This window comes from Arabiibacter massiliensis (assembly GCF_902386925.1).
GTDB classification, from domain to species: domain Bacteria; phylum Actinomycetota; class Coriobacteriia; order Coriobacteriales; family Eggerthellaceae; genus Arabiibacter; species Arabiibacter massiliensis.
In genome coordinates this window covers 1703310-1716947 of the sequence record NZ_LR698996.1, presented here as the reverse complement: position 1 = coordinate 1716947, position 13638 = coordinate 1703310, and the positions used below count along the sequence as shown (strand labels likewise).

The following is a 13638-nucleotide window of genomic DNA, read 5'->3' as shown; positions in this document are numbered from 1 at the left end:
GATGCTCCTTTCCTCTGCTCAGGGAGGATACCGGCGCGCGCGTTAAGGCGGGGAAAAGAAGCGGCCGCATGCGGTTAAGGAAGCGCAAAGACGCCGCGCTCAGCGCGCCGGGGAAAGTTTCGGCCTCGGATAGGCGCTCGTTTTGCAAGGTCGTCGAGTTATGCACCCTTACGCAGGGGGCTTTTGGTCCGTGTCGCTTGTGACAGTGGCGGGCTTGCTGGCAAAACCCCAGGTCAGATGTTTTCCCGGTGCAACTTTTCACGCGCGGGCGCTCGGGAGGAGGTGCATATCTCGTCGACATTGCAGTTTTCGGCGCTTTTCGGCAACGCGAGGGTGCAAAACTCGACGACATTGCAGAAGCTGGCCGCCCGGCGAACGCGCGCTCATCATTGCTATACTGTCTCCCATGAAGAAAATCAGGCTCGATACGCTGCTCGTGGAGCAGGGCTACTTCCCGGACGCGGGCGCGGCGCTGCGCGCGGTGCTCGCGCACGAGGTGAAGGTGGACGACGTGTACGCCACGAGCGCCGCCGTGCGCGTGGCCCCCGATGCCGACGTCGTGGTGAGGAACCGCAAGCGCTTCGTCTCGCGCGGTGGACACAAGCTGCAAGGGGCCCTCGACGCGTTCGGGCAGCGGGTCGAGGGCCTGCGCTGCCTGGACATCGGCTCGTCCACCGGCGGCTTCACCGATTGCCTTTTGCAGGCGGGCGCGGCCAGCGTCGCGTGCGTGGACGTGAACTACGGCCAGCTCGCGTGGAAGCTGCGCCAGGATCCGCGCGTGGTCGCCTTCGAGCGCACGAACATCAAGCTGGCCGACCCGGCGGAGCTCGGAGCGCCGTTCGACCTGCTCGTGGCCGATCTCAGCTTCATCGGCCTCGCGCAGCTCGCGCCCACCTTCGCGCGATTCTCCCAGCCAGGCACCGTGTTCATCGGCCTGGTGAAGCCGCAGTTCGAGTCGCGCCCGGACGAGACGGAGCGCGGCGTCGTGCGCGACGAGGCCGTGCGCGCCCGCACGGTGGAGGAGGTGCGCGAGGCGCTCGAGGCCACCGGTTTCGAGCCGACCGGCGTGGTCGAGTCGCCCATCACCGGCCCCGAGGGCAACGTGGAGTACCTCGTGCGCGCGGTGTACGAGGGGAGCGGGGTGGCGCTTTGAAGACGGCCGGGCAGCAGCACTCAGGGGATTTCAAAGCGTTCGCCGCGACGTACCTCCCGGGGTTCTCGCTCTCGTTTCTGGGGACGGGCGTCGTGCTCGTATGGATCCAATGCATCCTGTACGCCCGCTACATCTGGGTCGATTCCGGCCTGACTACCATCGCCATCAACTTCGCCCGCTGCGCGTGCATTGTGGTGCTGGGCGCCATCGCGCTGCGCCGCGCGTTCAGCCCGCGGTTCGAGCGCCAGCTGGGCTGGGCGTCCGCGACGCTCATGACGCTGGGCAGTCTGCTGTTCTTCGTGCAATCGCTGTTCCCGCATCTGCCGTTTACGCTTGCGGCCGCCGTGTGCTCGGGCGTGGGGCTCGCGTGGGGCGGCGGCATGTGGATGACGTTCTACATCCGGCTCGAACTGCGCGAGGCATTGCTCGTGGCGTTCTCGTCGCTCGCCTTCTCCACGGTCATCGGCATCTTCATCGGCTACATCGAGGAGAGCACGGCGTTCTTCATCAGCATGCTGCTACCGGCGGTGACGCTGGCCATGTTCGTCCAAGCGCAGAAGACGCTCGACGTTCGCGAGGCGCGCGGCATCGTGGCCAAGCCGCGCGACGACGTGTACGCGGACGAGCCGCGCTCCACGCTGGTGCGGCTGATCGTGGGAATCGCCCTGTTCAGCCTGGTGCTGGGCGCGTCGCGCGGATTCCCGTTCGGCGAGTCCATCAAGCTGACCCCGTTATTCCAGCTTGTGCAGCACCTGGGCGTGACGGCGGCCGGCCTCGGCGTCGTCTGGTGGACCCTCGTGAAGGGCCGCGGCTTCAAATTCGCGGCGCTGTGGCAGGCGCAGTTGGCGGCGCTGGCGGTGGGCGTGATCCTGCTCTCGACGCTCGATCCGCTGCTGGGCCAGGTGGGTGCCGTGCTCATTGCCATCACGAACCTGTTCCAGGTGGGCTTCCTCTGGTTCGTCTCCTACGACGTGGCGCGCCATCGGGCGCTGCCCTCCTACATCGTGCTGGGGTTCTTCTGGTTCCTGCACCTGTTCTTCCGCGAGAGCGGCCGCCTTATCATGTGGTGGCTGGGCGATGCGGGCGGGGCCGAGCAGATGCTCATCATCGCGGCCATGATCTGTCTGCTGGCGGTGAGCGTGGCTTTCCTGCTCACCGACTCCATCCCGCGCACGCGGCCCCTGTTCGCCGAGGTGTGCGGCCGGTGCCGTGTGCGCATGGCGACGCCCACCCAGTTCAGCGAGCCGCTCCCAAGCGCGCCCGTTGCCGCGGCGGTTGCGCCGGCCGACGCGGTGCGCGAGGAGTTCGGCCTGACCAACCGCGAGGCCGAGGTGCTCGCGCTGCTGGCCGAGGGGCGCAGTTCGTCCTACATCGCCGAGTCGCTCGTGCTGTCTGAGAATACCGTGCGCAGCTACGTTAAGAATATCTACCAGAAGCTGGGCGTTCATTCCAAGCAAGATCTCATTGACTTCATGAAGGGCCGCTGAGGGTCTTGCCCCGAGAGCACGGCGAAGGCCCGCCGGGAGGGGGCGGGCCTTCGCGTTCAAAGGAGGGGCGCGTCGCTGCTTACGCGTTCGCGATGGCGCTGCGCGCCGAGATGCGGCCGAAGATGAGGCATTCGGCGATGTTGCCGCCGCCCTGGTACACACCGCTCCAGACGGAGCCGAACTCGCCGGCGGAGTACAGGTGCGGGATGGGCGCGCCGTCAGGGTCGAGGATCTCGCCCTTGGCGCTGCGCACGGGGCCGCCGTCGGTGTTGAGGAACGACGGGCAGCACAGCTGCGCGTAGAACGGAGGTGTGGCCACGGGGGTCAGCGTCTTGGCGGGACGGTGGAAGTACACGTCTTTGCCGGCCTCGCAGCACTCGTTCCACTGGTCGACGGTGGCCTTCAGCTCATCGGCGGGCACGTTCATCTGCGCCGCCAGCTCCTCGATGGTGTCGGCGGAGTAGGCCAGCTTGTCGGCCACGGGATCGCTCGTGGTTTCGGCGGGGATGGCGCCCGCTTCCAGCCCGGCCTGGTCGAACACGAACCACGCCTTGCGCGGCATGGCCAGGTGGGGCCACTCGCCGCCGATCTGCATATGCCCGTGGCGGCTGCCCACGGCCAGTGACACGTCGTCCTTGTAGGCTATGTCGGACTTGTTGCTGTAGCCGTCCCAGTCCATATAGAAGCGCCGGCCGTTCACGGCCACGGTGATGCCGTACTGCTTGGGGCAGGGCGAGATGATCTGGTTGTTCGTGAACTTCGTGTTCTCCAAGTCGCGCCCGGCCATCCAGAAGCCCGCAACGTGCTCCATGTGCCAGAAGTCGGCGCCCACTTTCATGCAAGCCTTGTGGCCGTCGCCGGTGTTGAGGTCCTCCACGGCCGGATGCGCGCCGCCCTGGCCGAAGAAGTCCTGGCGCATGACGGGATTGGCCTCGAAGCCGCCGGTGCACATGATCACGCCGTGCTTCGCCCGCACGTTCTTGCCGCCGATGACCGCGCCGAGGATCTCCTTCGTGGCCGGATCCTGCACGAGCTCTTCCAGCGCCGCGCCCGTGCGGTACTCGATGACGTCCGCATGATCGGCGATGACGCGGTCAAGGAGCTTCGTGATGTGCTTGTCGCCCTTCACCTCCACGTCCTTGTTGCCGGCGACGGTCAGCTTGCCCAGCGAGTAGCAATGCTCGAACTCGGGCCATTCGGGCTTCGGCGCGAGGGGGTCGTCCTTCGTGCCGGGTGCGATGATGGACGCCTCTTCCAGCACGCCGCCCAGTGTGGTGAACACCCAGTCGTAGTTCTCGACCGCCCCCTTGGCGTAGGCGGCCAGCACGTCGTCGGGCGTGGTGCCCTCCTTGCCGCGCATCTCCAGCATGTACTGGTTGAATGCATCCTCGTCCTCGGCGTAGACGACGGTGCCCTTGCAGAAGGGGCTGTTGCCGCCGGGCATGGTTCCCTTCTCAGCCAAAAGGCACGTGGCCCCGTCACCTTCGAGCGCCACTGTGATGGCGGCCGCCTGGCCCGCGCAGCCCGCGCCCACCACCACGACGTCGAACTCCTCGTCCCAGTTCATGTCGGTGCCCGCCGCAGCCGGCGCACCCGCGCTCGCATCCGTCCCGTTCGTTGGCGCGCAGCCTACGATGCCCAGGCCCGCCGCGCCTGCGAGCGCCACGCCCGCCGTCTTCAGAAACGTTCGACGGCTCTGTTGCAGCATGCTCTCGGTTTTCTCCATTGCATTCCTCCTCCTTGCGATCGTCCGCGCAGCCTTGTCTGCGCTCCTCCGAGCCGCCGCGCTCCCTCCCTCGGGTTTCGCCGCTCGGCGTGCTCGGCGTATGCCATGCTAGGCCTCCCGAACGGCGCGCGGCACACCCGAACTGCGGCGTTTTTCGCAGGTTGCCCCCAAACCCCGCAAAACGAGGGGGTTGAGGTGGTATGCTTGTCGAGCTGGGGAAACTTCGGAAAGGCGTCTCATGAGCGTGATCGGCAACATTCTGTGGTTCATCTTCGCCGGACTCTGGCAGGGTCTGAGCTGGATCTTCGTGGGGGCGCTGTGGTGCATCACCATCGTGGGCATCCCGGTGGGCACGCAGTGCTTCAAGATGGCGGGGCTCGCGTTCTTCCCGTTCGGCAAGGAGGTGGAGTACGGCGGCGGCGCGGGGTCGGCTGTGCTCAACGTGCTGTGGTTCATCTTCGGCGGCGTGTTCCTGGCGCTCGAGGCGCTGGTGAACGGCGCGCTGCTCTGCATCACCGTCATCGGCATCCCCTTCGGCCTGCAATGCTTCAAGCAGGCGAAGCTGGCCCTCCTGCCCTTCGGCGCCGTCGTCCGCGGGAAGTAGGGAGCGCAGCCTACGGGATGTTCCCGGTTGGCGGCAAGGGCAGGGCCCTTGCCCTACGTAGAACCAGCGTTTTCCTAGTTCTTCAGCGAGTTGAGCGGCGCGGGCATGCGGCCGCCGCGGTGGGCGAACACGCTGCCGGCGTGCTGGTTGACCGGCATGACGGGCGCGTAACCCAAAAGGCCGCCGAAGTCGAGGCGGTCACCCACGGTCTTGCCGATGGCGGGGATGAGGCGCACGGCGGTGGTCTTGCAGTTGATCATGCCGATGGCGCACTCGTCGGCTATGATGCCGAAGATGGTCTCCACGGAGGTGTCGCCCGGCACGGCGATCATGTCGAGGCCCACCGAGCACACGCAGGTCATGGCCTCGAGCTTCTCCAGCGAAAGCGCGCCGTCCTCGGCCGCGCGGATCATGCCGGCGTCCTCGGACACGGGGATGAACGCGCCGGACAGGCCGCCGACGCTCGAAGACGCCATGACGCCGCCCTTCTTCACCGCGTCGTTGAGCATGGCGAGCGCGGCCGTGGTGCCGGGGCCGCCGCACTGGCCCACGCCGATGGCCTCGAGGATCTCGGCCACCGAGTCGCCCTCAGCCGGCGTCGGCGCCAGCGACAGATCCAGGATGCCCTGCTGCACGCCCAGACGGCGCGATGCCTCGCGCGCCATCAGTTCACCGGCGCGCGTGATCTTGAACGCGGTGGCCTTGATGGCCTCGGCCACGCTCGTGAGGTCGGCGTCCTTCGGCAGGTCGGCCAGCACGGCGCGCACCACGCCGGGGCCCGACACGCCCACGTTCACCACGGCGTCGGCCTCGCCCGAGCCGTGGAAGGCGCCGGCCATGAAGGGGTTGTCCTCCACGGCGTTGCAGAACACCACCAGCTTGCCCGCGCCGATGCACTGGCGGTCGGCCGTGGCCTCGGCCGTCGCCTTGACGATGCCTGCCATCTTGAGCACGGCGTCCATGTTGATGCCCGCGCGGGTGGAGCCCACGTTCACCGACGAGCACACGTTGTCGGTGACGGAGAGCGCATGCGGGATGGAGTCCATGAGCTTGTGGTCGGCCACGGACGCGCCCTTGTGCACGAGCGCGCTGAAGCCGCCCACGAAGTCGACGCCCACTTCCTTGCCGGCGCGGTCCATGGCCACGGCGATGGGCGTGAGGTCGGTCGCGTCGGTGGCGGCGCTGATCTCGGCGATGGGCGTGACGGAGATGCGCTTGTTCACGATGGGGATGCCGTACTCGCGCTCAAGCTGCTCGGCCGTGGGCACGAGGCGCTCGGCGGCGCTGGTCATGCGGTCGTACACCTTGCGCGCCATCGCGTCGATGTCGGAATCCGTGCAGCCGCGCAGGTTGAGCCCCAGCGTGATGGTGCGGATGTCCAGGTGTTGCTTGCTCACCATGGCAAGCGTTTCGGCGATTTCAGCAGGCGTGATCTGCATGGCCCCGTCTTTCTCTCTGCGGTCGTTCGCTGTGCGTATCGGCCAAGGATAGCAAATATCTCGGGCGCGGATGCCGCTGGCCGGCCGTTTCCGGCGTTTCTTCTCAGGGAGCGCGCTGAAAGAAGGATTCCTCCTTTGTCGTGAGAAGGAATTTCGCCTCGGCTGCGACGGGGGAGGGCGAGAGGCGCAGTGGAGACGCGGCCAAAGTCGCGAACGGGTGTTTTACGTGAAACATTTGATGACTTGCAACATCATGGACAAAATCGAGCTTCGGGCGCGTTTTCGGGGGAGGGATCTTTCGTTCGGCTCTTCGTCACCTGGGGTTTTCCCACGTTTGCGGCGGCTGAGCGTGTGAAAAACGCGCACGAGGGGCGATTGTGTCCACGTCTCCTCTCGCGAGCAGCGGGCTGGCGATGAGATCCTTCGACTCCGCGCTTCGCGCTCCGCTCAGGATGACAGAGGGGGTGCGCCGAGCTTCGCGCTCCGCTCAGGATTGCAAGGGGGGTGCGCCGCGGCCGGCGCTCACCTCGCCGTAGGGGAGGGCGAGGCGGGTCTTGTCGGGCAGCTCCACCACCAGCCGGAAGTCGTCGTCGAGGTCCACCGCGCGGGCGCGCACGCGCGAGCCGTCGCGCGCGACGACGACCGGCTGCCCCAGCAGGAAGCAGCGCCGCCGGTACTCCTCGAAGAACCGCCGCTCCTCGATGCGCTCGTAGAGCCGCCAGAACTCCTCCAGGATCGTCGCCGCCAGCTCGGCGCGCACAGCCCCCGCCCCGTCGGCGACGGCTCCGGCCACGTCGGCCAGCTCGGCGGGGAAGCCGGCCGCCGGCATCTTCGCGTTCACCCCGATGCCCATCACGGCATGCTCGAAGCGCCCCGACTCTATGTCCACCATGCCCTCGGTGAGGATGCCGGCCACCTTGCGGCCGTCCATGTAGATGTCGTTCACCCACTTGATCAGGGCCTCGCATCCGCACACGCGCTCGATGGCCCGCGCGCCCGCCACGGCGGCGGCGCAGGTGAGCAGCTGCCCCCGATCGGCGGGGAGCGTCGGACGCAGCACCACGCTCAAATACACGCCCGAACCCGGCGGCGAGTAGAACCGCTTGCCGGGCCGTCCGCGTCCGGCCCGCTGCTCCTCGGCCACGATCACCGTTCCCTCGGCCGCGCCCTCGAGCGCGCGCCGCCGCGCCTCGGCGTTCGTGGAGTCCACGCGCTTGCGCACCACGATGTCGAAGGGGTGCCTCTCCGGCAGGAAGCGCTCGATGCCCGCAGGCGACAGCAAGTCGTTCTCCTGCGCCAGACGGTAGCCGCGGTTCGTGGCGGCATCGATGACGTATCCCTCCTCGCGCAGCGCGCGCACGGCCTTCCACACCGCGTTGCGGCTCACGCCGAGCGTCTCGGCCAGGCGCTCGCCCGACACGAAGCGCTCGCGGTTGCCCTCCAGCAGCCGCAGCAGCCGATCCCTGGTGTTCATGCGCGCCCCTTCCGTCTCGCGGTCCATGGTAGGGAGGGTCGCTCATCACGTCAACCTAGGGCAGCAACAAGGGTGACAATAGGCCGCAGGGGAAATCCCTGCGTTGCGATGAGGCCCGCGACCGGGTATACTGGACGTTATTCGACAAGTTGTTCATTAATGGGCGAGGTGTACAAAAGGGGCCGCATGGCAGTTGCAACGATGCAGAAGGGCGCGAACCCGGCGTGCTGCGAGGATCGCCGCATCACGCGCTCGAAGCGCGCCCTGCGCGACGCGCTCATCGAGCTCATGGAGGAACGCGGCTTCGACGGGTTCAGCGTGAACGACCTGTGCGCCCGCGCCGACCTCAACCGCGGCACGTTCTACAACCACTTCCGCGACAAGGACGCCCTGCTCGCCGCCCTCGAGGCCGAGGTCATGGACGACCTCGAGCGCTTCCAGGCGCAGATGCAGGAGCTCACCGTGCGCAGCCTCATGTCGTACCGCGCGCGCAAGAAGCCGCTGCCCTTCCTCGTGGAGCTGTTCGACTACCTGCGCGAGCAGGGCGACTTCCTGCACGCGGTGCTCGGCCCCGGCGGCGACGTGGGGTTCGGCCCGCGCCTGCGCGACTCCATCTGCACCAACCTCGTGCAGTCCATCCTGCACGAGCGCTACCGCAACGACCCCTCGCCGTTCGTCGGCTACTACGTGGCGTTCTTCGCCTCGGCGTACCTCGGCGTCATCGAGCGGTGGATCGAGACGGGCATGTGCGAAAGCTCCGAGGAGATGGCCCTGGTGGCCATGCGCCTCTTCTTCATCAAGCCGGGCGAATCGATCAGACTGTAAGCGGGGGAGAAGGCAATGGATACGATGAACGTCAACGAAGAGAACGCGAAGGAGAACGTCATGGCGAACGCGAACGCGCCTGAGAATCCCCTGCACATCGGCATCGACGTGGGCTCCACCACGGTGAAGCTGGCCATCCTCGACGACGCGAACGAGGTGCGGTTCTCCGTGTACCGCCGCCACCACGCCGACGTGCGCGCCACCATCGTGGAGGTGCTCGAGGAGGCCGCGGCCGACTTCGGCGACGAGTCCATGACCATCGCCATCACGGGTTCGGGCGGCCTTCTGCTGGCGCAGTGGCTGGGCGTGGAGTTCGTGCAGGAGGTCATCGCGTCCAAGACGGCGGTGGAAACCTTCATCCCCAAAACCGACGTGGCCATCGAGCTGGGCGGCGAGGACGCGAAGATCATCTACTTCGACCAGGGCATCGAGCAGCGCATGAACGGCACGTGCGCCGGCGGCACGGGCGCGTTCATCGACCAGATGGCGGCGCTCCTGAACACCGACGCGGGCGGCCTGAACGAGCTGGCCCAGGGCGCGCAGACCATCTACCCCATCGCCAGCCGCTGCGGCGTGTTCGCCAAGACCGACGTGCAGCCCTTGCTCAACGAAGGCGCGCGCAAAGAGGACATAGCCGCGTCCATCTTCCAGTCCGTGGTCACGCAGACCATCAGCGGCCTGGCGTGCGGACGCCCCATCCGCGGACATGTTGCCTTCCTCGGCGGCCCCTTGCAGTACCTTCCTGAGCTGCGCAAGCGCTTCTACGAGACGCTCAGCCTGGACGACGAGCACATCATCGTGCCCGACGACGCCCATCTGTTCGTGGCCTGCGGCTGCGCGATGGCCGGCGCGGCCAGCGAAACCGTGCGCGCCGAGCGCCTGGCCGACGTGCTCGACCGCCTGAAGAACCTCGGCGACATCCAGGGCTCGGAGGTGGTGCGCCTGGCCCCTCTGTTCGCGAGCGACGAGGAACTCGACGCATTCAAGCGCCGCCACGACGGCGAGCGCGTGCGCCGAGCCGAGCTCCTCGACTACGAGGGCACGGCCTATTTAGGCATCGACGCCGGCTCCACCACGTTCAAGGCCGCGCTCATCGGCGAGGACGGCGCGCTTCTGTGGTCGCACTACGCCAGCAACAAGGGCGACGTGCTGGGCTGTGCGAAGGCCGCGCTCTCCAACCTGTACAACGCCATGCCGGTGGACGCCGACACGGGCGAGCCGCTCGTGCGCATCGGCCACGCCACGGTCACCGGCTACGGCGAGTACCTGCTGCTCGAGGCGCTGCGCGTCGATTCCGGCGAGATCGAGACGGTGGCGCATCTGCGCGGCGCGCAGGAGATGCTGCCGGGCGTGGAGTTCATCCTCGACATCGGCGGCCAGGACATGAAGTGCCTGCGCGTGAAGGACGGCGTGATCGACCACATCATGCTGAACGAGGCGTGCTCTTCGGGCTGCGGCAGCTTCATCGAGAGCTTCGCCACGGGCCTGAACCTCGACGTGTCCGAGTTCGCGCAGACGGCCATCGAGGCCGAGCGCCCCGTCGACCTGGGAAGCCGCTGCACCGTGTTCATGAACAGCCGCGTGAAGCAGGCGCAGAAGGAAGGCGCCACCGTGGGCGACATCGCCGCGGGCCTGGCCATCTCCGTCATCAAGAACGCGCTGTTCAAGGTCATCAAGATCCGCGACCCGCACGACGTGGGCACGAAGGTGATCGTGCAGGGCGGCACGTTTTTGAACGACGCCGTGCTGCGCGCGTTCGAACAGCTCTCCGAGGTGCAGGCCGTGCGCCCCGATATCGCCGGCAACATGGGCGCGTTCGGCGCCGCGCTGCTGGCCCGCGACCGCTACCACGAAGCCGTGAAGCGCGCTTCTTGTCATCCTGAGCGAGCGCAGCGAGTCGAAGGATCCCGTGCGGCGGCAGCCGTGGCGCTTCCCGCTGACGCCAAGGGGGATCCTTCGACTCCGGCGCTGCGCGCCTCCGCTCAGGATGACAACCATGTTGCCTCCTCCCTCCTCTCCCTTGAGCAGATCGAGGCGCTTTCGCCCACGCACAAGACCGTGCGGTGCAAGGGCTGCTCCAACAGCTGCCTGCTCACCGTGAACGACTTCGGCGTGGACGAGCGCACGGGCAAGCACCGCCGCTTCATCACGGGCAACCGCTGCGAGAAGGGCGCGGGCACCTTCGACGAGAGCAAGGCCGTGGTACCCAACCTCTACGAGTACAAGAGCCAGCGCCTGTTCGACGCGTACGAGCCGCTGACGGCCGAGGCCGCCACGCGCGGCAGCGTGGGTATCCCGCGCGCGCTCAACATGTACGAGAACTACCCGTTCTGGTTCACGTTCTTCACGAAGCTGGGCTTCCGCGTGGTGCTGTCCGACCCGTCCACGAAGAAGACCTACGAAGCCGGCATCGAGTCCATGCCGTCCGAATCGGTGTGCTACCCGGCCAAGCTCTCCCACGGCCACATCATGAACCTGCTCGACAAGGACCCGGACTTCATCTGGTTCCCGTGCAGCAAGTGGGAGCGCCAGGAGGACGAGGGCGCCGGCAACCACTTCAACTGCCCCATCGTGGCCAGCTACGCCGAGGCGCTGCGGCTGAACGTCGACGAGCTGCGCACCTCGCGCGCGCAGTTCCTGAACCCGTGGCTGCCCTACGATCAGAAGGACCACCTGAAGAAGCGCCTGTTCGTGGAGCTGGTGGAGGCGCATCCGGAGCTCATGGGGGCCGCCGGCGCGCCGGCGCAAGCCGAGGTGGACGCCGCAGTGGACGCCGCGTGGGACGAGGACGAGGCGTTCAAGCGCGATATCCGCGCCAAGGGCGAGGAGACGCTCGCGTGGATGGAGGCCACCGGTACCCACGGCATCGTGCTGGCGGGGCGCCCCTACCACAACGACCCCGAGATCAACCACGCCATCCCCGAGCTTCTGACCAGCTTCGGCCTGGCGGTGCTCACCGAGGATTCCGTGGCGCACCTCGGCACGCTCGAGCGCCCCATCCGCCTCGTGGACCAGTGGATGTACCACACCCGCCTCTACGCCGCCGCGAAGGTGGCCACCGAGCGCGAGGACCTCGACCTCATCCAGCTCAACAGCTTCGGCTGCGGCTTGGATGCGCTCACCACCGACCAGGTGCAGGAGATCCTCGAGCGCGCGGGCAAGGTGTACACCGTGCTCAAGATCGACGAGGTGTCCAACCTGGGCGCGGCGCGCATCCGCGTGCGCAGCCTGCTGGCCGCGCTCAAGGACCAGGCCGACGACAAGGCCGAGGCCGAGCGCATGCCGCGCGGCTGCCCGGCCCTGAGCTTCGATCCCGAGGCATTCGCCGCCACGCCCGAGGCCGCCGTGGAGGTGAAGACCGGCCAGACCGAGGCCTCCATCGCGCGCGAGCTGACCGGCGCCACGCCCGAGACGTTCACCGAGAAGGCCGCGCCCGAGGTCATCGAGCGTTTCCGCCAGCGCGAAGGCGCTACCACCGAGTTCCCGCGCGCGGTGTTCACGCAGGAGATGAAGGACGCGGGCTACACCATCCTCTGCCCGCAGATGGCGCCCATCCACTTCGAGCTGCTGGTGAAGATCTTCCACCGCAACGGCTACAACCTGGAGCTTCTGCCGTCGGTGGACCACGGCGCGGTGGATGCGGGCCTCAAGTACGTCAACAACGACATCTGCTACCCGTCCATCCTGGTCACCGGTCAGATCATGGAGGCCGTGATGAGCGGCCGCTACGACACCGACAAGCTGGCCGTCATCATCACGCAGACGGGCGGCGGCTGCCGCGCCACCAACTACATCTCGCTCATCCGCAAGGCGCTCGCGGCCGTGGGGCTGCCGCACGTGCCGGTGATCGCGCTGTCGTTCAAGGACCTCGGCGAGAGCAACCCCGGCTTCAAGGTGACGCCGAGCATGCTCCTGCAGGCCGCGTACTCCATCTTCTACGGCGACCTGCTCATGATGGCGCTCTACCGCACGCGTCCCTACGAGGTGGAGCCGGGCAGCGCGAACCGCCTGTTCGACCACTGGATGGCCGCGTGCCAGGAGCAGCTCATGCGCGGCCTCAAGCGCCGCGAGTTCAAGGAGACGGTGCGCCGCATCGTGGAGGATTTCGACTCGCTGCCCCTGCGCGGCGAGGGGACGAAGCCGCGCGTGGGCGTGGTGGGCGAGATCCTCGTGAAGTTCCACCCCACGGCCAACAACCAGATCGTCGACGTCATCGAGCGCGAGGGCTGCGAGGCCGTCGTGCCGGGGCTCGCGGAGTTCTTCCTGTTCGGCATCGCGGGCGGCATCTTCCAGAAGGATCCGCTCGGGCGCTCGGCGAAGGGGGCGCTCGGCAGCCGCATCGGGCTCTGGGCCATCGCGAAGCTGCGTGCGCCGGTGACGAAGGCGCTTGCGGCGTCGAGCCGCTTCGAGCCGCCGGCGGACATCTACGAGCTGGCCGAGTACGCGAGCGAGATCCTGTCCCTGTGCAACTCGATGGGCGAGGGATGGCTGCTCACGGCCGAGATGGTGGAGCTCATCCGCACTGGCGCGCCGAACGTGGTGTGCACGCAGCCGTTCGCCTGCCTGCCGAACCACGTGGTGGGCAAGGCCGTGATCAAGGAGCTGCGCCGCCGCTACCCCGACAGCAACATCGTGGCCGTGGACTACGACCCGGGCGCCTCGGAGGTCAACCAGCTCAACCGCATCAAGCTGATGATCAGCGTGGCGAAGGCGAACCTGGCCGACAAGGAGGCCGAAGCCAAGGCCGCCCGCGACAAGTTCGTCGACGCCGGCAAGCCCCACGCCTCCCAAGAGGAGATGGGCGAGCTTGAGATAGAGACGAAGAAGGCGTAAGCCCCTTCTGTCATCCTGAGCGGAGGCGGCCGAAGCAGCCCCTTCTGTCATCCTGAGCGGAGCGACCGAAGGGAGCGGAGTCGAAGGATCCCGCGCG

At 67.5% G+C, this 13638-nt stretch carries 8 protein-coding genes; 5 read left to right on the top strand and 3 right to left on the bottom strand.

The window, feature by feature from the left end; genetic code table 11:
• Window positions 1-406 precede the first annotated feature (406 nt).
• Together FX134_RS07370 and FX134_RS07365 are read left to right on the top strand one after the other, a co-directional pair.
• A complete protein-coding gene (locus tag FX134_RS07370; RefSeq protein WP_080799804.1) occupies window positions 407-1153 on the top strand; it encodes a TlyA family RNA methyltransferase in 747 nt (248 codons plus the stop codon).
• The gene (locus FX134_RS07365; RefSeq protein WP_080799801.1) at window positions 1150-2640 is read left to right on the top strand and encodes a helix-turn-helix transcriptional regulator; all 1491 of its coding nucleotides are present in this window, start codon (window positions 1150-1152) and stop codon (window positions 2638-2640) included. The genes FX134_RS07370 and FX134_RS07365 overlap by 4 nt, the downstream gene beginning before the upstream one ends.
• A gap of 79 nt (window positions 2641-2719) precedes the next feature.
• On the opposite strand, the gene FX134_RS07360 is transcribed toward FX134_RS07365, so the two are convergent.
• Window positions 2720-4366 (bottom strand): FAD-binding protein, encoded by a 1647-nt coding sequence (locus tag FX134_RS07360; RefSeq protein WP_080799798.1) that lies wholly within the window; start codon window positions 4364-4366, stop codon window positions 2720-2722.
• A 238-nt stretch (window positions 4367-4604) separates the two neighbouring features.
• Here FX134_RS07360 and FX134_RS07355 point away from each other — a divergent pair, with 238 nt between their 5' ends.
• Window positions 4605-4970: a YccF domain-containing protein gene (locus FX134_RS07355; protein ID WP_080799795.1), complete on the top strand. Its 366-nt coding sequence runs from the start codon at window positions 4605-4607 to the stop codon at window positions 4968-4970.
• Between the two features lie 74 nt (window positions 4971-5044).
• Here the strand turns inward: FX134_RS07355 and FX134_RS07350 are convergent, their stop codons facing one another.
• Window positions 5045-6409 (bottom strand): PFL family protein, encoded by a 1365-nt coding sequence (locus tag FX134_RS07350; protein WP_080799793.1) that lies wholly within the window; start codon window positions 6407-6409, stop codon window positions 5045-5047.
• Between the two features lie 487 nt (window positions 6410-6896).
• Complete coding sequence (locus FX134_RS07345; protein ID WP_080799790.1) at window positions 6897-7883, bottom strand: biotin--[acetyl-CoA-carboxylase] ligase; 987 nt, start codon at window positions 7881-7883, stop codon at window positions 6897-6899.
• 186 nt (window positions 7884-8069) lie between these two features.
• Between FX134_RS07345 and FX134_RS07340 the strand changes: the two genes are divergently transcribed.
• Both FX134_RS07340 and FX134_RS07335 read left to right on the top strand, forming a co-directional pair.
• Window positions 8070-8708 carry a TetR/AcrR family transcriptional regulator gene (locus tag FX134_RS07340; protein ID WP_080799787.1) on the top strand — a complete coding sequence of 213 codons (639 nt, stop codon included), beginning with the start codon at window positions 8070-8072 and terminating at the stop codon, window positions 8706-8708.
• Between the two features lie 60 nt (window positions 8709-8768).
• The gene (locus tag FX134_RS07335; protein WP_080803882.1) at window positions 8769-13541 is read left to right on the top strand and encodes a 2-hydroxyacyl-CoA dehydratase; all 4773 of its coding nucleotides are present in this window, start codon (window positions 8769-8771) and stop codon (window positions 13539-13541) included.
• Window positions 13542-13638: the final 97 nt, after the last annotated feature.